We start from the raw sequence: 22,004 nt of genomic DNA on the forward strand, positions 1-22,004 counted from the left end.
ATGAATCGATTACATAATAAAAAGCACAATACCATTAATCTGAGCCCACCTAGCTTGCTAGCACTGGGTTTCTTAAGTTTTATTGTGATCGGTACTTTATTACTCAAACTACCGATTGCTCATTATGGTGAATTATCTTGGATTAACGCACTATTTACCGCGACCTCTGCTGTCACTATTACTGGTCTTTCAGTGGTGAATGTCGGTGAAGCCTACACCACCTTTGGTAAGGTGATTATTATGTTGTTGCTACAATGTGGTGGTTTGGGCTTTATGACCTTTGCCATTCTTGCAGCACTGAGCCTATCATCTAATATTGGCTTAAAACAGCAAGTGATGGCACAAGAGACTATTGGTCAAACCAGCCTATCTAAAGTGTCTTTTACCATTAAAGGTGTTCTTTTATACTCATTATTTTTTGAAGCGCTTGGCACTGTCATTTTAACCATTGCTTGGATGCAAGAATACGATTTTGCTCATGCCTTTTTCTATGCCGCTTTTTATAGTGTTTCCGCATTTAATAACGGTGGTTTTTCCCTTTTCCCAAATAGTCTAATGAGCTTTTCCGAGCATTATTTCATTACTTTTACCATTAGTATGCTCTACATTATTGGCGGAATCGGCTTTGTTGTCCTGATGGATATTAAACGCGCGCATCGTTGGAAAAAGCTGAGTCCAAACAGTAAATTAATACTTTCAACAATTGTAGGATTAAACCTTGCCGCCTTTATTGTCATTTGGGCGTTAGAAGCGAGTAATCCCCTAACGCTTGCGGGTATGAGTCTAGGTGATCAAGCGGTGAACGCTTGGTTTCATGCGACTGTCCCACGCTCCTCTGGTTTTAACAGCTTAGATATGGCGAGTATGAGTGATGCTTCAACCTTAGTGACCATGGTATTGATGTTTATTGGTGGAGGTTCACTCAGTACTGCGGGTGGAATTAAAGTCGGCACTTTTATTATTGTTATTCTCAGTGTGATTACTTTTTTACGTCGCTCTGAAGAACTCCGTGTGTTTAACCATTCAGTGTCAAAAGTGACGTCATTTAAAGCCTTCGCTGTTGTTTCAATTACAGGAATACTCATCTTTTTAGGGCTATTTACTCTGCTTATTTTAGAGCCAAATAAAGAATTCTTAGATTTATTATTTGAAGCCGTTTCTGCTGCTTGTACCGTAGGTTTATCGCGCGGCATCACCAGTGAACTTCAACCTGCGAGTTTAATCGCATTAATCTTACTCATGTTTGCTGGTCGTTTAGGACCGCTGACTTTGGCTTATCTTATTGCTACGCCCAAAAAGAGTCGTTTAAAGCACCCACCCACCGATATTCAAATTGGTTAAATCACATTTACTTTAAGCAAAAAAACCACTCTATTGAGTAATACCTGTCAGTTAAGAAACTGACTGGCATTTTATTTTTTAAATTCATAATGCTATTCGATACGCGGAAACGTCATCCGCAACTGTTCGAGGCAAAACTACTTTAAAAAGGTACAGTTTCTGCGATTAATTGATCAATAAAAGGTATTTGACGAGTTTTGCGGATGACAAATGCTTTTGGTTCTTTTGGCATAACAAAAGAACTAACGAGCTCCAAGGGTTTGATTTAAAAACACAAGACTCCGTCGTGAATAACTAAAAAGCTAAGGAGTTAAGTACAAAACCCCTTAATTGATCAGCATTAACACAATAGAGTGGTTTTTTCAGGTATTGATTAGTACCAATTCATCAGTGATACACCCACACCGACATAAGTCGCACGATGGTTATAATCAATCAAACTTTCCCCATAACCATCAAACAATTGTACATAGCCACGCAATTTACCACTAATGGGAAATGCCCAATCAAATTGCGCTGCTCCATGTGCATCCTCACCACCTTTTAAGGAGTGACGCAGCATCAATGAAAAATCATGATCATTCCAACGATAGAATGCGGTTAAATCACCACGACCAATATAGTTTTTAATATCTGGATTGTTATCATCTTTCGCATCTTCTTCAATACGATACCAAGGACGTAGCATCAAGGCAAAATTATCCCGTTCAAAACCAACATTGAACATGATGCGGTTCCAACTACGTGATAATGGATCTGCTCGACCATTCGATTGATGATTAAAGGTTAAACCCAATAAACGCGCATTTAAACCCAATATTTCATAATTGGTTCGAAAGACTAAGCTTGCTTCAGGCTCATAGTTGGTTTCACGAAAAGGACGTGATTCATCACCATTATAAACTTGCCAACGCGATGATTGTGTATAGCCCAGCCAAACATCCCCATTATCACCAAATAAATTTTCAAGCGCTTTGGTTTTTAACGACAACTGAAACTTGGCTTCCATAGAGGTTAAATTGAGTTCCTCACCAGCTGGCACCGTATTGTTTTCATTCGGACTCGATGGACGTTCATTTTTATCAGAAGTCCAAAATCCTGGCATCAGATAAACGGGCTGATGCGCACGAATATTCCATGTTCCAAGTTTACTGGCAGTTGACAACTCCCAACGCTTATCTAGCAAAGACGTATTCGGGTTAATTGCTGGACCTTCAGCAGCAAAGACATTACTCACACCATGACTAATTTTTTCTTTTAGTGTTTCTGGTTGGGTCGGTTCAGGAGCCAGTTCATTTGCGGCTTGACGTTCAGAAAGAAGTGCTGTTTTTTTTGCCTCAGGCACTTTAAACAAAGTATCGTAACAAACCAAACGATCGGCATTAGACTCTAATGCTACGCATGCTTCTGGGCTTGCTGGCGCAATCAAAGACTCTGGATTTACAGCATGTACATTCGCCACATACAATGAACTGAGCATAATCATGCTCAGTTGCAAAGTAGTGCGTTCAATTGTTTTGAACGCCATATTAACCTACCCTATTATTTTTAATTTACTTGTTTAATGTCAAAACCCAACTCTAACAAAGTATCACGTTTAGCCACGGGTGCCACAACTGCTCTTGTTGGTATTTGCTGAACAAGATAGTGCTGCGCCACGCGTTTCAAATCATCCAAATGAACAGCAAGTAACCGTGCACGCAATTGCTTTCTCACTGCTGGTGTACGTGCATGCAATAAAGCATAACAAGCACTAATTGCCTCACCCGCAGGAGAACCGGGCTTATCCATACTCGCAATTAAGCCTAAAATCGCTTCTTCAAGTTGATGCGGTTGATGTTCGGTATTCAACAACCAAACAATACTTGCTTCAAAGTCTTTAAATGTTTCTGCCAAACGCGGATCACGATAACTATAAAAACGGAATGAACATGCATTGCCATCATAGCTCGCACCACCACCGTAAGCACCACCTTTTTCACGAATAGCACTATGCAAGAAACCATTGCGTAAGTAAGCAGCCAACACCATTAAAGGCGCTGCATCAGGATGAGAAACTTCGACAGCAGGATAAGCTAAAGCACAGAATTGAACATTCGCTTGAATTAACCAAGCCTCATCTTTCGTACTATTTTCCGTGCTAATTGCTGACAATTCTACAGGGGTTTTATCTACAGCTAACTTATCCCAAACAACTTGGATTTCTTCAACTAAAGCATCAGATTGATGTTCTTCAGAGACCAATAAAAATTGTTTTGGTGCTTGTAAAAGTAGACGGTGAATTGCTTTTAGTTCCACAATTAAAGCATCATAAGCCGCTTCATCATTTTCAATTTTAGCAACCAAGTCACCCAACCAATTCAGCGCGCCCAAGCCCGTATTTTGATAATCACGTTGTGCTAAAGCACCACAGTTACGTGATGCAATCTGCATTGCATAACTATGACCCGAACCTGACAAACGCGACTGCCAACGGGTTTTACGCTGTTGTAATAATTCAATGATACGGTCTTTTTCATCAAAACGGAGTTGTTCAAATGCCAACTTCAACAAACGAATAGCTTCAAAATTATTTACCAACGATTTCGTCGTGAGCGTTAACCATGCACTAATTTTGTTTTTGTCATTCACTTTTGAACGTAAAGATGCCCCCATCCCCACACCACCACTGACCGCAGTTTGCAGTTGTTGTAACTCGAGATAATCATATTCTCCAGCACCCACTTCACCCAACAAAACTGACAATAAATTGAAATATGGTGACTGTACAACCTCATCAGGAATTTTAACCGTCACTTGTTGGTAGTAAATACCATTGGTTCCCGCATGGTACAAATTCAGCGGAGTATCTAAACCGTTGCTGATAATTTCGCGCAATTGACCTTGTACGATATGTAAATCAGCAGGTACATCTTCTAAACCAACTTTTGGCAATAAGTTCAGGTCATCTGGTGTATCTTGACGAACTTTTAATGCTTCCGTCTGCGCAATAATTTCTGCTTTTTGTTCTTCAGTCAGTTTGGCACCAATTTCAGCCAAACGTGCTTTTTCTGCTTCTGCTTCAGCGGCTGACTTGTTGGCATCTGGCACCAAAGTCATTTGTACACGATGTGCATTATCAATCAAATAGGTTTTAATCAGATTCGACAACCACATTGGATCTTTGAGTTCTTCTTTGACTTGCTCCATCGCACTGTCAACATCCCAAACATGAATGGGGTCACTGTGATGAATCACACTGCTTAAACCATTTAAGATCAGGCTTAAACCATATGGCATACCATCGCCATTGATTTCACGTTGATGCAATTCAATTTGATGTAAAATTGCATCCACCATATCTGTGTCGACAGGTTTTGATGCAACATCTTCAAGAATCTTAAACACACCGTTTTTAAATTCTTCAGCATGTTCTGGATTTGAACCTTGCACACCACAGAAAAACGTCATTTCAAAGTTTGAATCATCTACGCCCATAATTGGACCAGTAGATTGTGCATAACCACACGTTTCTAAATAATGACGTAATGGTGAAGCCGAATCTTCCAGTAAAATACCTTCAACCAAACGCATCCCTAAACGTAATTTAATATCACTGGCTTCAGGTAATAACCATGAAATAATGTGATAGGTTTTATCGGTTAAATCTTCAGCATCAACTGCATAGGTTTCTGTCACTTCAACCGGAGCAGCTAAACGTGTTTCAGGTGTTGAATACAGTGTTTGACCTTGTTTAAATTTAGACAGGGCTAAAGTTTCAAACTGTTCTTGTAAGTGGTAGGCAGATTCATCACCAAAGGTCATAAATACAGCATTACTTGGATGATAATGCGACTTATAGAAATCTACCAATTCTGAATAGGTTAAATCTGGAATATCTTTAGGATCACCACCTGAGTTGTAATGATAAGTAGTTTTAGGGAATAAATGATGTGCCAATTGATGATAAAGCTGATCTGAAGGAGAACTCATTGCTCCTTTCATTTCATTAAAAACCACACCTTTATAAACAGGTTGACCTTCTTCTAACTCAATCCGAATACCTTCTTGAGCAAAATCAAGTTCATTTAAATTTGCAGCAAATGCAGCATCCAAATAAACTTCTAACAAGTTTTGAAAATCTTTTTTATTTTGTGTTGCAAATGGATAGGCTGTCCAATCAGCTGAAGTAAACGCATTCATAAAAGTATTTAGTGAACGACGAATCATCAAGAAAAATGGGTCACGCACTGGAAATTTTTCCGAACCACACAATGCAGTATGTTCCAAAATATGCGCTGCGCCTTTTGAATCCATAGGCTGGGTACGAAATGCGACTAAAAAGACATTTTCATCAAGGTCACTTGCCAAATGATAATGCGTTGCGCCCGTCACTTTGTGTTTATATTCAGAAATAAAAACGTCTAAGGCTTCAACATGGTGTTGACGTATCAACTGAAACGCAGGATGAACAGTTTGAGTAATGGTTTCAGTAACATCTACAGTCATGTGATCTCCAAATCAGATACAATTTTATAAGTTATTCCGATTATACCTGAATCTTTCATGACTATGGATTGGTGCAAACACTAATTTCCGTGTATTTCAGTATAGATTTTTTATTCTCCTAAGTTCGTTATCAACATTTTTAATTTTTGGTTAAAAAATAATGCAATATGCCCTAAAGATTAAATATTTTTCGTCACTGGTCGATAAGCACAATAAATACATATCACGATAGCAATCAAAATTGCCGCAGAGGCACCAAAGCGACTTAAATCCAAACCACCAGAAGCCAGCGGTTTATCCAAAAAATCGCCAACAACTGCACCTAAAGGTCGAGTTAAAACAAAAGCACTCCAAAACAACACTGTTCGAGAAATTCGACTCAAAAAATACAATCCAGCAATCAATGCAATAAAACCAACATACAAAACAATACCACCGCTATAACCCAAACCCGCGGTATCTGCCGACCAATCTCCCAAAGCCGTTCCTAGTGTTTGTGAAAAGGTAATGGTCAACCAATAGAAAATTTCTGCACGAGGATAGTTCACACTATGCGGGGAAATACTGCCTTCCGATTTATACCAAACCAAAAGAGAAAGGAGCACCAAGCTCAGTAACAACGCACTACCACCGATATAACCAATCCCTAAAGAGCGATCAACAAAATCGGCCATGGTTGTACCCACTGTGGTACTGGCAATAATGGTGAACCAATATAAATAAGGTCGATATGCTTTTGCACTCACCTGAAAATAGAGCAGTAAAATGAATAGCACAGCAAAAATAGCTGTACTCATTAAATATCCCCAATTCAGCGACATAGATACAGCGTCACCCGCTGTTTCACCAAAAGTTGTGGCAAATATTTTCGTGACCCAAAAGAGCGCTGTTATTTCTGGCACTTTGGATTTGGATAAGGAAGAGACAAGACTCTGTGTTTGGTTCATCAGCTAAACTCAATAACAATCTTTACTGATATGTTCAAGCCAAGCACTTAATTCAATATTAAAATTGGTATAATTTCCGATATAATTTTTTGCGTCATTTAAGCTTTTAAATCAAGGGTATTACCCATAAAAAACCACTTAAATGACTTGAACCACGCTTATTTTTTATCAATTTTAAAAAGATATTGCGCTAATTAAAATTTCAAAAAAAATCAACAACAGCCATTATTATGATGCTACCCAGTATAAAAACCAAGCTAAGCAGCTATCATAATCTAAAGCCATCCAATACTAGAGTAAATATTTGAAATAACTATAATTCGGGTGATTTTCCACAAAAACATAATTTTGCTTCTGGTAAAAATGAGCCGCAGATTTAGTATCTGTATTTAAGCAAAGTGCTGAAAAATTTTCCCGAGCATTTTTTTCCAAATGTTGTAACAACTGCTTACCTACACCATGCTTACGGTATTTGGGCAATACATAAAAACGACGTACGCGACCAATTCTGTTATCAATTTCGTTTTCATTCCACTGCTGATTTAACCCCCCACAGGCAATCAGCTTTTCATCGTCATAAACAAAAAGAAGAAACTCCCCTGGTTGATTGAACCTATTTTTTCCACTTTCATACTCTTCAATCAATCGATCAACAAACTGAAATCCTTCTTTCTGTGCTTGCTTCGCCAATTCCTGAATTTGTGTTGGTAATTGTTCAGCTTTATCAATCGTGATATTCATCTAACCTTCCTCATCCTTTCCTATATTGCATTTTGACCGAATAAATGCGCCACATCTTGAATTTTATTCATCAATCTACAGCTATCATGAGCATTGGTGTAAACTTAGCGCTTTAATTTAAAGTGTGAATGAAAAACATGGCAACTGTTGATCTTTTTGCAATTGGTAATGCATTAATTGACCAAGAATTTAAAGTCTCTGATGACTTCCTTATTCAACAAAATTTGCAAAAAGGCACTATGCAGTTGACTGATGGTGAAACACAAGCAAATTTATATAATAATTTAAAAGAAACACAAATCTATAAAGGTCAAGCATCTGGTGGTTCTGCTGCAAATACGACTGTTGCGTTTAGTGCATTAGGCAGCAAAGCATTTTACGGATGTCGTGTAGGTAATGATGAATTAGGCCGTATTTACTTAAAAGGTCTAAATGAAGCTGGCATCCAAACCACAGAACATTCTGTGAGTGAAGGTGAAACGGGTACTTGTATGGTATTGGTCAGCCCAGATTCTGAACGCACAATGCATACTTACCTTGGTATTACTGCGGAACTAAGTGCAAATCAAATCAATTTTGAACCCTTAAAAACAGCAAAATGGCTTTATATTGAAGGTTATTTATCGACCAGCAGTTCTGCCTGCCTTGCGGTAAAACAAGCTCGTCAAATTGCCAAGGCACATGGGGTTAAAATTGCACTCACTTTATCTGATCCCGCGATGGTGCAATATGCACGTCAAGGCTTAGATGAGCTATTAGATGATGGTGTAGATTTAATTTTCTGCAATCAACAAGAAGCGATGATGTATACAGAAACCGATTCTGTAGAAGCAGCACTTGCTCAATTGCAATTAAAAAGCAAATACACTGTCATTACATTATCCGCAGAAGGTGCTTTAATTTCTGATTCAGAACAAACACTTAAAGTTCCTGGTCGTACTGTAACCGCTGTCGATGCAAATGGTGCTGGTGATGCGTTTGCTGGTGCATTCCTTTATGCATTAAATGCAGGTTTAAGTCTTCAAATGGCTGCTGAATTGGCGATTCTAATTTCAAGTGAAGTGGTTTCACAGTTCGGCCCACGCCTTAGTGTTGAAAGCTATGCGGAATTATTAAACAACTTCCAAAAGGAATGTGCATAATGATGAGAATTGCCATGACGGAAGAAATTCCTGAACGCGAAGCACGTGCTTTTGACACAGACGATGGTAGAACCATTTTTATCACTCAACGTGATGGGGCTTACTATGCTTACAATAATCTTTGCCCTCACCTACAAACTGAATTGGAATTTTTAGAAAATCAGTTTTTAGATCAAGACGGTGAATATATTCAATGCTCAACCCATGGTGCGCTTTTTTTGGTTGAAACAGGTGAATGTATTTCTGGCCCTTGCTTAGGTCAATCACTTGAAAAAGTAACAATCAACGTGCATTCTGATGGTGGAATTTACCTCACGGAAGAATAAAATCAATGGAATTTGACCATGCTTGAATTTTTGCAGAACTATAACTTAATCCCCTTTCATTTAAGTTTATTGGCTTTAATTTTGCTCAGCATGGTCGAAACCATCGGCTATTACTTTAATATTCGTCCCACTCAATATCTAAAAAGTCTATCGCCAAAGAAACTCTCTGAATCACCGCTTCTCAATGTTAAGTTCTCTAAAACACTAATTGTGGTGTTCTTATTGATGAACTTTAGCTTTTCAGGCTATTTCCTTCAACTTTGTGTTTATGCTCAGCAACAAAAATTTCTTCCTGCTTATTACTTAATTATTCCAGCACTGATTATTGCAATTTTCTTTACAGTTTTTATGATCCATTGCCTAGATCAAGTGATTAAACCAGTAGAAACAAAACAACAAGTCAGCTTACTCGGACGACTCGCAACGATTTCCAGTGGCAATGCACGCCCAGGCTTCTCAGCACAAGCACGTGTTCGTGATGAATTTGGTCAACTACATTATGTACAAGTTGAGCCAGAATTTGGTGAGCTCGAATTTCAATCTCAGATCATTTTAATTCGTTTAAAAAAATCACACTATATTGCTAAGAAAACATCTAAACCCAATAGCCTATTTACCACAGGAAATCACCATTAGGATTTCCACCAAAAGCGTGCTGAGTACTTAAATTGATCATCGTATTGTCCTAAAATAAAGGAATACAATACTTTCAAACCAATCAATAAAAACAAAGTGTTAAAACTTATAATCATAAAAACCGTATAGATAAATCACTTACCAACGGAATTTATTCCAATTTTCAGGGTTAGCCCAAAACTTCGAATTAAACCAATCGGGTACATGCTTATACGTCAGGATATTAAATTGCCATAAAGCAAAATCACGATCATGTAGGGTTTTATCAATCAGCTGAGTAAACCCTAAAGAACGCAATAGTTTTTCATCTTGTAACTGGCTAACCACAACAATTCGTTTTGCCATCAAATCTCGCAATTTTACAAGTAATTGTGATTTTTGAATATTTGAAATAGCCAACAACTCTTGAGAATCAAGCAACACAAAACCCACGTCATATCGCTGGGTAAAAGGCAGATTTAAAAATTCAGTTACGCTAAAATGGTGCCATTGAATTGATTGATTATTGTCGTATTGCTCAAGATTTTGACCAATGCACAATGCAGTTTGAATCGGCTGTTCTTTGAATAAATCGTCTAGCATTGAAGTGATGACATTTTGTTCAGCCATAACTGCATCCTTATTATTAAGAGAGTTTTCCATGGAACTACAAGGCATTTGCCATAAAATGCATGCAGGTTTAAAGAACCTTAGTGTAACTGATCAACAGACGCGTAAGGCAAATGTAGAGTATAAATTCGTTCTGGATCGCTCAGAAGTTAACCTTCCATTTCGTTTAGGTCAAGAAATTGAAATTGAATGGACAGGTAATATCTACTGTGTTTCTTGCGGAAGTAAAACACCAAAATCATATTCACAAGGTCACTGTTTCAAATGTTTTAAAACCAAAGCTTCATGCGATATGTGCATCATGAAGCCAGAGACTTGTCACTATCATTTAGGTACTTGTCGTGAGGATAGTTTTGCCCATGAAGTTTGCTTCCAACCGCATATTGTATACCTTGCCAACTCCAGTGCACTCAAAGTAGGCATCACACGACTAGGACAAATGCCAACACGCTGGTTGGATCAGGGTGCAACACAAGCCTTGCCTATTATGAAAGTAGGTTCACGTCGCTTATCTGGTCAACTTGAAATTATGTTTGGAACACAAGTGGCTGATAAAACTGATTGGCGCAAATTACTCAAAGGTGAAGCTGAACCCTTAAATTTACTTGAAGTTCGCGAGCAATTGGTAGCCGAATTTGCACCAAAAATTCAAACGATTCGTGATGAATTTAGTCAAAACCTTGAATTCAATGAAACCGTTGAACTGATGGAAAATGAACTTCCGCATGAGTTTATCTATCCCGTAGAACAATATCCTGAAAAAGTAAAATCTCATAATCTAGACAAAACACCGATTATTCGCGGTATCTTGCAAGGCATTAAAGGTCAATATCTAATTTTAGATACTGGAGTGATTAATATTCGCAAATACTCAGGTTATCAACTTAAGCTACGTGCTGAATAAAACTTTATCTCATCCATTAAAAAACCTGCGTAAACGCAGGTTTTTTATTTCAGCAAAAATTATTTAATTTTTGCTTTTGATTTTAAATATTGAGTGTAATCATCCAATTCTTGTTGACCACGAAGTTGTTGGTACAACTTAGACAATTCATTTAATTGTTCATCCGTTAACGCACTTGATGTGGTCTTATTCACATCAGAGACAGCCACAACAACCAACTCATTTGGCAATGATGCCGTTGCCACTGACCACATACCTGCTTTTGGTGCTGGCACACTAAATGCTGCACGTTCAACTTCACGTTTCAAGCCTTGTGAACGTGTAAACACGCCCGCACTTTCAAATGCAATTTTACTTTGTGCTACAACAGTTGCCGCAGGTTGTGATTTAAAACTATTTAATGACGCTTGAATTTTTGCTTGCGCAGCATCAGTTGCTTTTTGTTCAATTAATTTGGCTTTGATACGTGGAGTCGCCTCAGCCAAACTTTGTACACCAGCAGCATGATAATTGCGTACTTTCACCCAAACAGTATCACCGTTACCTAACTGAATACTGCTTGAAGCATTACGGTCACCATTTTTCACATCATCATTAAACAATTTAACTTTTACATTGGCATCGCTCAGTACTGCATGTTGTGTAGATAATGTCATACCCTTCACAGATTGAACCGTCACACCTTTAACTTCTTGTGCAACAACATCGAGTGCATCACTTCCCACCACCAACTCATTCAGACTATTTACCGTATCTGCAAAAACATTGGCAGATTTGTTCTTTTGCAACTCAGCCATCAAACGTGGTTTTTCAGCTTCAAAAGAAGGAAGCTTAACCATAGCTGCTTGTGTTTCAATTAAATGATAACCATATTGGGTTTTAATTGGTGCTGATACTTGAGCTGATTTTAAAGCAGCAACTGCTTGATCAAACGCATCACCAAATACCCCTTTTTCATATGCTTCAACCACACCACCCTTAGCTTTAGACTCAGTATCATCTGAATATTGCGCAGCTGCTTGAGCAAAAGTCATCCCTGCTTTAATTTTCGCAGCCACTTCATTTGCCAGTTTCTTCGCTTCAGCATCTGAACGAGTGTCTGCAGCAATTAAGATATGCTTTACCACAGGTTTAATATTTTTCTTTTGCGCATCTACAAATGTGGCATAGGCTTGCTGCAATTCAGCATCTGTGACTTGGGTATTCGCTGGTGCAACATTTGCAGGTGTCAATACAACATAATCCACATCTACACTGGCAACTTGCTTAAATGAATCTTTATGTTTGTCGTAATAAGTCGCTATCTCTTGAGGGGTAACTTTTATATTTTTCTTATATTCATCAAGCTTAATACTGGCCAAATGCAAAGTACGTTGTTCAGTTTGCAAATTCGCAATTTGTTGAATATCAAGTTTACTCACCAACGCATAATCCATAAATGTTGAAGTCAACATTTTTAAAGCATGGTCTTGACGTAAATTCACAATTAAAGCTTGACTGGTCATACCGACTGAACGCAGATAATTTGAATACAAGGTTTCAGAAAATTTACCATTTTCTTGAAAGCTCGGTTGCTGAGCAACCATTTGTTCAATCTGCGCATCACTTAATGAAATACCCAATTTTTCTGCTTGTTGTAATAACAAGGTACGAGCAACAAGGCTATCCATTGCTTTATTTTGAATATAGGATTGATTCAATAAAGTTTCGTCGCCCTTGGCATAAGCCAAGTACTGTTCTTTAAATGTTTTGGTCAGTGCTTCTAACTCTTTCTTAGAAATTTCTTGGCCATTGACTAATTTTGCTGAGTCTTCTGACTTCCCACCACTAAAATATCCTTCAATACCTACAAGTGCTAAAGGGGTCAAAAACAAAATGAGCAGAACTTTGCCCAACCAACCCTTAATAACTTTACGAAAAGATTCCATAAGTATTCCAATATTTTATTTGTCAGGGATTTTACCCGAAAACCCACAACGAATGAATGAGTTCAAACTGTAAATCGGCATTATTAATAAAAAAACGCGCCTTATTCGGCGCGTTTATCGGCTTTAGAAAAGATTAAGCTACAGAATCTTTCAAACCTTTACCAGCTTTAAAGCTAGGCACTTTACTTGCTTTAATTTCTAAAGCTGCACCCGTTTGTGGGTTACGACCAGTACGCGCTGCACGTTCTTTAACGTTGAATGTACCAAAACCAACAAGTGTAACAGTATCACCAGATTTAAGCGCTTCAGTAATAGAAGCAATTGTCGCATCTAAGGCTTTACCTGCATCAGTCTTAGACAATCCCCCTTTCTCTGCAATTGCATCGATTAATTCTGATTTATTCATGAAGATTACGTCCTCTTAATATCGTTTATTTAAGGTCTAAGGATTCCATGACATCTTTATAGCAATGCTTTGGGGCAAAAGGCAATACTATCGATCTGCATTTCTGCAAAATAAATGTGAAAAAAATTGTTGAAAAATGAAGAAAAAGTAAAATTGTTTCATTTTTTTACAATTTGCTCTTTTAAAAGTTTATTTTCTTCAACCAAAAAATCAACCTTACTATGTAACTGTAATATGAGACTTTCTAAGTACTGAATATCTTTTACTGTGACTAAACCAATTCGGTTTAGTGAATGATTAACACTTTGATCAAGTAATTTTTCGACTTTATCTTTGGTATCGGTAACCGAGTCTTTTGCTTTCTCCGACACTTTTTCAACCGTTTGATCAGCAATTTCCGTCGTTTTCGATTCTAACTCTTCACCGACCTTGACTAAGGAGTCAAATAATTTATTTCCCTCTTCCTCAGCACGTGAAAAAGCACCCAATCCAGCAAGCCAAATTTGCTGAGTATATTTACGAAAATCCAGACTCGACTTGCGACCTGAACGTAGCTTATTCTTTGTTTTATCGGAATTTTCCTGTTTTTCTTGATCAACATTTTGATCTTTTATTTGTTTATCCATTTTCCCCATTCTCCCGATTATTTTTTATACCGCTTAATATATTTACCCATAAAATAGCCTCATAATAGCAAATTAAATACTTGATCGATTTGCTAAACTGTTCTACAAAGCAAGATTATTATGTATTTGATTAAAGTCCTGAAGTATTTTTACAAGCTAGGATGCTCTATTTCAGGGAAGGATTAAGTTTTATGAGTGAATCGCAACAAAGTCAAAATCAACCACATTTGTTGCTTACAATGACGATGATTGTTTTGGAAACAATTTTTACCTTCATTTTGAAACATGATCGTGTGGTCGGTTTACAAGCTAAAAAGTTTATAGAGCAAAAAGTTTCCATCAAAATTAATAGCTATTTACCTTATTTTGATTTTTATGTTCAATTTACTGAACATGGCATTTTGTTTGACACCAAAGCGCCAGAGCAAGTTGTAGATCTTGATATCCGTACCACGCTGATGGACTTAATTAAAGTCTTTGTTTTGGCGAATCGCCGCAGTATTAAAAAAATGCGGATTGATGGTGATATCACTTTAAAAGATGAATTTCGCGATTTAGCTTTATTGTTTAGTTTGCCAAAAGTTTTATCTGACTGGAAACAATGGTTAACCGAACCAACTGATGAACAAGATATCATTTCCTCAAAAAAACGTATTGCACCCCTGTTAGAAAAAATTGACCAACAACGCTCAACCATTAATAGTTTACATGTGGAAGTAAAACAATATAAGAACCGTATTCGTCGTCTGGAGCAAAAACAGAAAAGAACTAACATTGCATTTATTGTAACCACCGCCCTTTTAATTGCATTATTAGTGTATAATTTATGGCTTGCATAAATATATAATTTTTCTTATAAAATAAAACAAATTAAAGCCTCATAAAAAAACTTGACTATTTTAGTCAGGATTCTTAAAATCGACACATCTAGTCTTAATATGTGTATCGAATCATGCGTCTTACTACTCGCGGTCGCTACGCAGTGACTGCTCTACTTGATTTAGCTTTGCAGCCAACCGAACAAACGATCACGCTTGCTGAAATAGCAGCCCGTCAAACTATTTCTGTGGCTTATCTTGAGCAGTTATTTGCGAAATTAAAGCGTCACGGCTTAGTTTCTAGTGTTCGTGGTGCCAACGGTGGTTACCATCTCGCTCGTAGCGCTGAAGAAATCACTGTGTTAGAAATTATTGAAGCTGTAAACGAAACCGTTGACGCAACACGTTGTGACCATAAAGGTAACTGCCAAAATGGTGCAATGTGCTTAACTCATGATTTATGGCAAGAACTCTCCCACCACATCGCCGATTATTTAGCAAAAATCACGCTGGCAGACCTTGTAGCAAGAGACAACGTGCAAACCGTTGCGATTCGCCAAAATACACCATCATTTGATTCAGCCCTTTTATCGGTTACAGGTATTTGACATGAAACGTCCGATTTATCTTGATTATGCAGCAACAACTCCTGTAGACCCTCAAGTCGCAGAACGTATGATGGAATGCCTAACTTTCGACGGTATTTTCGGTAATGCAGCATCTCGTTCCCATGCTTACGGTTGGCAGGCAGAAGAAAAAGTCGAATATGCACGTGAACAAGTCGCTAATTTAATTAAAGCCGACCCGCGTGAAATCGTGTGGACTTCAGGTGCAACTGAATCTGACAACCTTGCATTAAAAGGTGTTGCTCAATTTTATGCCTCTAAAGGCAAACACATCATTACCAGTAAAATTGAACATAAAGCAATTTTAGACACTTGTCGTGAACTTGAAGCAGAAGGCTTTGAAATCACCTATCTTGAGCCAGAGCCAAAGACAGGTTTGATCACAGCTGAAATGGTGAAAGCAGCCATTCGTCCAGATACCGTGCTTGTTTCACTGATGATGGTCAACAACGAAATTGGTACTGTGACTGATGTAGCCGCAATTGGCGAAATCACACGTGCAAATAAAACTTATTTCCATGTTGATGCTGCTCAAGCTGCGGGTAAAGTTGAAATTGATCTTTCAACCATGAAAGTTGATTTGATGAGTTTTTCAGCACATAAAATTTATGGCCCTAAAGGCATGGGCGCACTTTTTGTACGTCGTAGCCCACGTGTCCGCCTAAAAGCGCAAATGCATGGTGGTGGTCATGAGCGTGGTATGCGTTCAGGTACATTGGCAACGCATCAAATTGTCGGCATGGGTGAAGCATTTGAACTTGCAGGCAAAAACCTAGAGTCTGAACAAAAACGTATTCGTGTATTACGTGACAAACTTTGGAACGGCTTACAAGGTTTAGAACAAGTGTTCTTAAACGGTCATCCTGAATACAATGTTGCAAATTACTTAAACGTAAGTTTTAACTTTGTAGAAGGCGAATCATTGATGATGGCATTGAAAGATGCTGCTGTTTCATCTGGTTCTGCATGCACATCTGCAACACTTGAACCATCTTATGTACTTCGTGCATTAGGTTTGTCTGATGAACTTGCTCACAGCTCGATTCGTTTCAGCTTCGGTACATATACGACTGAAGAAGACATCGACCATGTCCTTGAAATCACCAAAGCAGCTGTAGATAAATTACGTGATCTTTCTCCTCTTTGGGATATGTACAAAGAAGGTATCGATCTCTCTACAGTAGAATGGGCTGAACACTAATTTATTCATGGCATCGCATGGAAATTCCATGCAGATGCCCTCATATTAAATCTTATTAGGCTGACCCCGAGTTTTGGAGACGCATCATGGCTTATAGTGAAAAAGTAATTGATCATTACGAAAACCCTCGTAATGTTGGCGTTTTAGACAAAAATGCTGAAAATGTTGGTACAGGTATGGTCGGTGCACCCGCTTGTGGTGATGTTATGCGCCTTCAAATCCAAGTGGATGACAATGGTGTCATTGAACAAGCACGTTTCAAAACCTATGGTTGTGGATCGGCTATTGCATCAAGTTCGCTTGTTACTGAATGGCTTAAAGGTAAAACTTTAGACCAAGCGCAAGCAATCAAAAACATTGATATTGCCACTGAACTTGCGCTTCCTCCAGTAAAAGTACACTGTTCTGTACTTGCTGAAGATGCAATTAAAGCTGCTGTTGAAGACTACCGCAGCAAAAAAGCTAAAGCTTAATTATTTTTAAGTTTTGAATAAGGAATAATGGAGTTTTCATGATTCATTTAACTGAAAATGCTGCAACTCATATCAGCAATTACTTAGAAAATCGCGGTAAGGGTGAAGGCATTCGCGTTGGCGTGAAAACTTCAGGCTGTTCTGGTTTGGCCTATGTACTCGAATTCGTAGATGAAGTTGATACACATGATCAAGTTTTTGAACAGTTTGGTGTTAAAGTTTTCGTTGACCCTAAAAGCGGTGTCTATTTAGAAGGCTTAGAAATGGACTATGTAAAAAATGGTCTAAATGAAGGCTTCGAATTTAATAACCCCAATAAAAAAGGTGAATGTGGTTGTGGTGAATCTTTCACTGTTTAATCAACCTCTTATATTCCCTTTTTAAGCATTAAAACAGTGTACAATACACTGTTTTAATTGCATTTAATTTTCAATTATTTTATAGAACTTTCGCGGATCAAATCTCCCATGAATCATTTTGAGTTGTTCAATCTTCCAGTAGAACTCGATATTGATTTAGCAGTTTTAAAAAATGAATTTTTAAAATTGCAGCAACAATATCACCCCGACAAAGCCGAAGATAAAGATCAAGCGCTCATTAAATCTAGCGAGATCAATCAAGCTTTTAAAGTTCTATCTCAAGTTGATAGTCGTGCGGGATATCTGCTTTCGTTAAAAAAACAAGATCACCTCCTTGATCAATCCATCAGCGATTTTGAATTCTTACAATCTGCACTAGAAATTCGTGAACAGCTTGATGAAGCTCACTCTGCTGACGATTTAATTTCACTTAAAGAAGAAGTCCAACAATGGATTGACAGCTTAGTGCGTGAATTTAAAATTGACTATACTGAAGAAGATTGGGCTGAAGCGCGCGATACAGTGCGAAAATTACGCTTTTTTCAAAAAGTCATGGCTGATATTGACAAAGCTGAAGATCGTTTTTTAGATGATGACTCTTTCGATCTTGATGATGATTTTTAATTTATTTTTACTTTTAGACGTTCAAAGGATGTAACACAATGGCTCTCTTGCAAATTGCAGAACCTGGTCAATCAAGTGCGCCCCATGAACACCGTATTGCTATTGGTATCGACTTAGGTACTACGCACTCTTTAGTGGCTACGGTTCTATCAGGCAAAGCCAAAGTTCTTAACGATGAACAAGGTCGCGTGTTACTCCCATCGATTGTGCACTATGCGGATCAAGCAACTCAATATGGTGATGAAGCAAAAGCGTTCATGATCAGTGACCCAAAAAACACCATCGTTTCTGTTAAGCGCTTTATGGGTCGTTCAAAAGCGGATATTAAATTTCAACACCCATATACACTGGTGGGTGAAGACCACCAGATGCCAGCTTTTGAAACCAATCACGGACGTAAAACACCTGTTGAAATTTCAGCTGAAATATTAAAACACTTAAAAGAACGTGCAGAATCAAGTCTACAAAATCCAATTAATGGTGCAGTGATTACTGTTCCTGCTTATTTTGATGAAGCTCAACGCCAAGCAACACGTGATGCGGCTCAATTGGCGGGTTTAAACGTATTACGCTTACTCAATGAACCCACTGCTGCTGCGGTCGCTTATGGTTTAGACCAAGAAAGCAACTTAGCTTCTGATCATAACTATGTCATCTATGATTTAGGTGGTGGTACTTTTGACGTTTCTATCTTGCGTTTTACCCAAGGTGTGTTCGAAGTCCTCGCAACGGGTGGTCATACTGCACTGGGTGGCGATGATTTAGACCGTTTAATTGTTAAATGGGCTAAAAAACAACTCAATATTGAAACGCTAGATAATTCACAACATGTCCATCTTATCGTTGCTGCACGCAAGGCCAAAGAAGCATTAACCGATGCCGAATCGGTAGAGCTTCATGCCTTAGATCAAGTTTTAACTTTAGATCGTGCAACATTTGAAGACATTATTAAAGTTGCTTTAGACAAAACCATTAGTGTCTGTAAGCGTGTAATGCGTGATGCCAAACTTGAGCTAAATGACATTCAAAATGTGGTTTTAGTGGGCGGTTCTACTCGCTCTTATGCGGTACAAAAAGCAGTTCGTGACGTATTTAATCAAGAACCACTGTGCACAATTAATCCTGATGAAGTGGTCGCTATTGGCGCAGCCATTACCGCAGATCAACTGATTGGCAACAGCAAAGATGGTTCATTACTGCTTGATGTTACCCCGCTCTCTTTGGGCTTAGAGACCATGGGTGGCTTGGTTGAGCGCCTGATTTCACGCAACACCGCAATTCCAGTCGCACGTCGTCAAGAGTTTACGACCTATCAAGATGGTCAAACTGCGATGTTGATTCATGTGGTACAAGGTGAACGTGATCTGGTTGAGCACTGTCGTAGTTTAGGTCGCTTTGTCTTACATGGCATTCCACCGATGACTGCGGGTCAAGCACGCATTGAAGTTACCTTCCAAGTCGATGCGGATGGTTTACTGACCGTTTCTGCTAAAGAAACAACATCTGGTGTGCATGCACAAATTGACATTAAACCATCGTATGGTTTATCCGATTCTGATACTGAGCGCTTATTGATTGACGGTTTTAAATTTGCTGAAGAAGATAAAAATCTTCGTCACTTACAAGAAACTAAAGTTGAAGCACAGCGTGAATTGGAAGCACTTACACAAGCCTTAAAAGTTGATGCAAACTTACTGAGTGCTGAACAATTGGTGGCTTTAGAGCAAACAAAAGTTGAACTCGAACAGCAATTATCGACAACCAACATCGAAGCTATTGAAGAAGCTGTACAACAACTTAAAATACATAGTGATGCTTTTGCTGCAGCACGCATGAATCAACATATTGATTCCGCACTTAAAGGCACCCAACTCGATGACTGGTCAAACTCACACAAATAAATAGGTAAAAATCATGCCACGTATTAAAGTTCTTCCACATGCGCAAATTTGCCCGAATGGTGCTGAGTTTGAAGTTGAACAAAATGCTAATCTTTGCGAAAGCTTATTGAAAAATGGCATTAAAATTGAACACGCTTGCGATATGTCTGCTGCATGCACAACATGTCATGTTGTCGTACGTAAAGGCTTTGACAGTTTAGATGAAATGAATGATGTTGAAGCAGACTTGCTTGATCGTGCTTGGGGCTTAGAACCTGATTCTCGTCTATCTTGCCAAGTGAAACTGGTTGATGAAGACTTAGAAATTGAAATACCTAAATATACAATCAACCATGCTTCTGAAAATCATTAATTGATTTTATAGGCAATAAAAAACCACGCTATAGCGTGGTTTTTTCTATCCAAATGCAGCCGAAAACGCATGATTTTAGTGATATTGTTGATCTTTTTCTTCTATCACTTCATCCTCTAAGTTCAATTTTACAATCCCTTGAGAGTTGGTCATTTTTTGCTGTTTTTGTATGCGCTTAATCATTTTTTCTAAAACATTAAGCAGTTCTGGATATTCATAATTTTGAACTTCATCCAGATTCAACAATAAATGAAAGCCCTTATACTCATAATCAAACCATCGCTGATAATCCGATTTACGTGAAGTATATTTTTCCATCACCTGCCAAGTATTTACTGGCCCTTGAATACCTTTAAGGGTAATCGGTGCTTTAGGCGCACACAGATAATCATTTTTAATTAAATTATAGGTTTCATCAGAAATTAAAATTTCATCCACCGCAGCAGCACTTTGTAAACGCGCGGCCAAATTTGCATCACGCCCAACAATGGTATACGCCATACGATGAGCTGCACCATAATTCCCTACGTGGCAATAACCTGTACTAATCCCCATACGAATATGCAAAGCGGGATAACCCATTTTAATCCATCTTTCTCTTAATAATTTCATTTGCTGACGCATATCAATCGCCATGTCTAAACAAGTTTTTGCATCTTGTTCAACACCTTGAGAAATAGGATCACCAAAGAAAATTAAAATGGCATCGCCCATAAATTTATCGACAGTTGCTTCATATTGCTTTGCAATTTCAGTCATATGGCTAAGATAGTCATTGAGTAAAAATGCCAAGTCATCTGGAATAAGTGTTTCAGAAAGCTCGGTAAACCCTTGAATATCTGAAAAGAAAATTGTCATTTTTTTTCGTTTATATTCAATTTTAGCTTCAGACTCACCCTTCATAATCGATTGCCACAATTGGACCGGTGCATAACGGCTAAGTTGGTTTGCAAACTCCATATAACGATTCATTTGCTCATAATAATAAGCTTTACGATCGGTAATATGCTGGATTTGACTACGTTGGTAAAAACTCCCCACGCCAAAATAAGTAATTAAGCAAATAAAACCAAGGACAGTTAACTCCCCAGTGGTTTGCTCAAAATACTCACCAAAACCAAAAATAAAAATATTGCACAGATAAAAAATGGCAATGCCAATTAAACTTGCCAGTGACACCATAAGGAATGAAATTTTATTACTGATTGCAGTATATAAAATTGCGAAAAATGAAAGAAAAGTCAGAACCAGATTTAAATGAATAGCCGACAAAAGAACTGAAATAATAACAATATCGATAATAAACAAGACACTGCGTTTTATTTTGGAATTATAACGGTATAGCAGCCAATTCGATAACTTGGGTGTAATCAGTAAAGTAAACAGTAAGAATAAAGGAACATAAATCTGATATTTGGTATCGGATGAAGTGTAGTGATAGACAATCATGAGCAAAGACAACATCACATACCCCATCAAGCGATGGAAATATTCAAATTGTCTAGGCTCTTTTCTAATCCAGTCGTCTAACGGCACTCAAGCACTCCTAGTCCGAG

General features: G+C 38.1%; 22 protein-coding genes. 13 read left to right on the forward strand and 9 right to left on the reverse strand.

What is annotated here, in order from left to right; translation table 11 throughout:
• On the forward strand, positions 1–1,341 hold the full coding sequence (locus tag BLV99_RS03370; RefSeq protein ID WP_086183310.1) for a TrkH family potassium uptake protein: 1,341 nt from the start codon (positions 1–3) through the stop codon (positions 1,339–1,341).
• 373 nt (positions 1,342–1,714) lie between these two features.
• Here BLV99_RS03370 and BLV99_RS03375 read toward each other — a convergent pair whose 3' ends face one another.
• The 4 genes from BLV99_RS03375 to BLV99_RS03390 all read right to left on the reverse strand — a co-directional run bounded on the left by BLV99_RS03375 (position 1,715) and on the right by BLV99_RS03390 (position 7,517).
• Positions 1,715–2,869, reverse strand: coding sequence for a phospholipase A (locus tag BLV99_RS03375; protein WP_092687734.1), 1,155 nt, complete (start codon positions 2,867–2,869; stop codon positions 1,715–1,717).
• A 20-nt stretch (positions 2,870–2,889) separates the two neighbouring features.
• On the reverse strand, positions 2,890–5,829 hold the full coding sequence (locus tag BLV99_RS03380) for an insulinase family protein (RefSeq protein ID WP_092687737.1): 2,940 nt from the start codon (positions 5,827–5,829) through the stop codon (positions 2,890–2,892).
• A gap of 179 nt (positions 5,830–6,008) precedes the next feature.
• Positions 6,009–6,776, reverse strand: a complete 768-nt coding sequence (locus BLV99_RS03385) for a COG4705 family protein (RefSeq protein ID WP_092687740.1) — start codon at positions 6,774–6,776, stop codon at positions 6,009–6,011.
• A gap of 291 nt (positions 6,777–7,067) precedes the next feature.
• Positions 7,068–7,517 carry a GNAT family N-acetyltransferase gene (locus tag BLV99_RS03390; RefSeq protein ID WP_086163984.1) on the reverse strand — a complete coding sequence of 150 codons (450 nt, stop codon included), beginning with the start codon at positions 7,515–7,517 and terminating at the stop codon, positions 7,068–7,070.
• Positions 7,518–7,654: 137 nt separating this feature from the next.
• Between BLV99_RS03390 and BLV99_RS03395 the strand changes: the two genes are divergently transcribed.
• The 3 genes from BLV99_RS03395 to BLV99_RS03405 are packed head-to-tail and all read left to right on the forward strand — an operon-like array spanning position 7,655 to position 9,621.
• Positions 7,655–8,659, forward strand: coding sequence for an adenosine kinase (locus tag BLV99_RS03395; RefSeq protein WP_092687743.1), 1,005 nt, complete (start codon positions 7,655–7,657; stop codon positions 8,657–8,659).
• A 14-nt stretch (positions 8,660–8,673) separates the two neighbouring features.
• On the forward strand, positions 8,674–8,985 hold the full coding sequence (locus BLV99_RS03400; RefSeq protein ID WP_167356295.1) for a Rieske (2Fe-2S) protein: 312 nt from the start codon (positions 8,674–8,676) through the stop codon (positions 8,983–8,985).
• 18 nt (positions 8,986–9,003) lie between these two features.
• Positions 9,004–9,621 (forward strand): OB-fold-containig protein, encoded by a 618-nt coding sequence (locus tag BLV99_RS03405; RefSeq protein ID WP_086183314.1) that lies wholly within the window; start codon positions 9,004–9,006, stop codon positions 9,619–9,621.
• A gap of 138 nt (positions 9,622–9,759) precedes the next feature.
• On the opposite strand, the gene BLV99_RS03410 is transcribed toward BLV99_RS03405, so the two are convergent.
• The gene (locus BLV99_RS03410) at positions 9,760–10,230 is read right to left on the reverse strand and encodes a DUF6231 family protein (RefSeq protein ID WP_092687746.1); all 471 of its coding nucleotides are present in this window, start codon (positions 10,228–10,230) and stop codon (positions 9,760–9,762) included.
• 31 nt (positions 10,231–10,261) lie between these two features.
• Between BLV99_RS03410 and BLV99_RS03415 the strand changes: the two genes are divergently transcribed.
• Complete coding sequence (locus tag BLV99_RS03415) at positions 10,262–11,134, forward strand: DUF2797 domain-containing protein (protein WP_086183316.1); 873 nt, start codon at positions 10,262–10,264, stop codon at positions 11,132–11,134.
• 59 nt (positions 11,135–11,193) lie between these two features.
• Here the strand turns inward: BLV99_RS03415 and BLV99_RS03420 are convergent, their stop codons facing one another.
• The 3 genes from BLV99_RS03420 to BLV99_RS03430 form a co-directional block, all read right to left on the reverse strand.
• The gene (locus BLV99_RS03420; protein ID WP_092687749.1) at positions 11,194–13,062 is read right to left on the reverse strand and encodes a SurA N-terminal domain-containing protein; all 1,869 of its coding nucleotides are present in this window, start codon (positions 13,060–13,062) and stop codon (positions 11,194–11,196) included.
• Between the two features lie 133 nt (positions 13,063–13,195).
• Positions 13,196–13,468, reverse strand: coding sequence for an HU family DNA-binding protein (locus BLV99_RS03425; protein ID WP_004651791.1), 273 nt, complete (start codon positions 13,466–13,468; stop codon positions 13,196–13,198).
• Positions 13,469–13,626: 158 nt separating this feature from the next.
• Entirely contained in the window at positions 13,627–14,094 is a 468-nt protein-coding gene (locus BLV99_RS03430) for a phasin family protein (protein WP_413772544.1), read from the reverse strand.
• A 191-nt stretch (positions 14,095–14,285) separates the two neighbouring features.
• On the opposite strand from BLV99_RS03430, the gene BLV99_RS03435 reads away from it, so the two are divergent.
• The 8 genes from BLV99_RS03435 (at position 14,286) to fdx (ending at position 20,448) form a co-directional block, all read left to right on the forward strand.
• A complete protein-coding gene (locus tag BLV99_RS03435) occupies positions 14,286–14,933 on the forward strand; it encodes a hypothetical protein (RefSeq protein ID WP_086183318.1) in 648 nt (215 codons plus the stop codon).
• 113 nt (positions 14,934–15,046) lie between these two features.
• A complete protein-coding gene (locus BLV99_RS03440; protein ID WP_004651787.1) occupies positions 15,047–15,520 on the forward strand; it encodes an Rrf2 family transcriptional regulator in 474 nt (157 codons plus the stop codon).
• A gap of 1 nt (position 15,521) precedes the next feature.
• The gene (locus tag BLV99_RS03445) at positions 15,522–16,739 is read left to right on the forward strand and encodes an IscS subfamily cysteine desulfurase (RefSeq protein WP_086163992.1); all 1,218 of its coding nucleotides are present in this window, start codon (positions 15,522–15,524) and stop codon (positions 16,737–16,739) included.
• An 86-nt stretch (positions 16,740–16,825) separates the two neighbouring features.
• Positions 16,826–17,212, forward strand: a complete 387-nt coding sequence (gene iscU, locus BLV99_RS03450) for a Fe-S cluster assembly scaffold IscU (RefSeq protein ID WP_004651785.1) — start codon at positions 16,826–16,828, stop codon at positions 17,210–17,212.
• Between the two features lie 38 nt (positions 17,213–17,250).
• Entirely contained in the window at positions 17,251–17,571 is a 321-nt protein-coding gene (gene iscA / locus BLV99_RS03455; RefSeq protein WP_086188739.1) for an iron-sulfur cluster assembly protein IscA, read from the forward strand.
• A 108-nt stretch (positions 17,572–17,679) separates the two neighbouring features.
• Entirely contained in the window at positions 17,680–18,195 is a 516-nt protein-coding gene (hscB, locus tag BLV99_RS03460; RefSeq protein ID WP_092687755.1) for a Fe-S protein assembly co-chaperone HscB, read from the forward strand.
• A 38-nt stretch (positions 18,196–18,233) separates the two neighbouring features.
• The gene (gene hscA / locus BLV99_RS03465; protein ID WP_092687759.1) at positions 18,234–20,096 is read left to right on the forward strand and encodes a Fe-S protein assembly chaperone HscA; all 1,863 of its coding nucleotides are present in this window, start codon (positions 18,234–18,236) and stop codon (positions 20,094–20,096) included.
• Positions 20,097–20,109: 13 nt separating this feature from the next.
• Positions 20,110–20,448 carry an ISC system 2Fe-2S type ferredoxin gene (gene fdx, locus BLV99_RS03470; RefSeq protein ID WP_074944718.1) on the forward strand — a complete coding sequence of 113 codons (339 nt, stop codon included), beginning with the start codon at positions 20,110–20,112 and terminating at the stop codon, positions 20,446–20,448.
• A 75-nt stretch (positions 20,449–20,523) separates the two neighbouring features.
• Here the strand turns inward: fdx and BLV99_RS03475 are convergent, their stop codons facing one another.
• On the reverse strand, positions 20,524–21,984 hold the full coding sequence (locus BLV99_RS03475) for an adenylate/guanylate cyclase domain-containing protein (RefSeq protein WP_086163995.1): 1,461 nt from the start codon (positions 21,982–21,984) through the stop codon (positions 20,524–20,526).
• Positions 21,985–22,004: the final 20 nt, after the last annotated feature.

Source organism: Acinetobacter kyonggiensis (assembly GCF_900107285.1).
Lineage (GTDB): Bacteria > Pseudomonadota > Gammaproteobacteria > Pseudomonadales > Moraxellaceae > Acinetobacter > Acinetobacter kyonggiensis.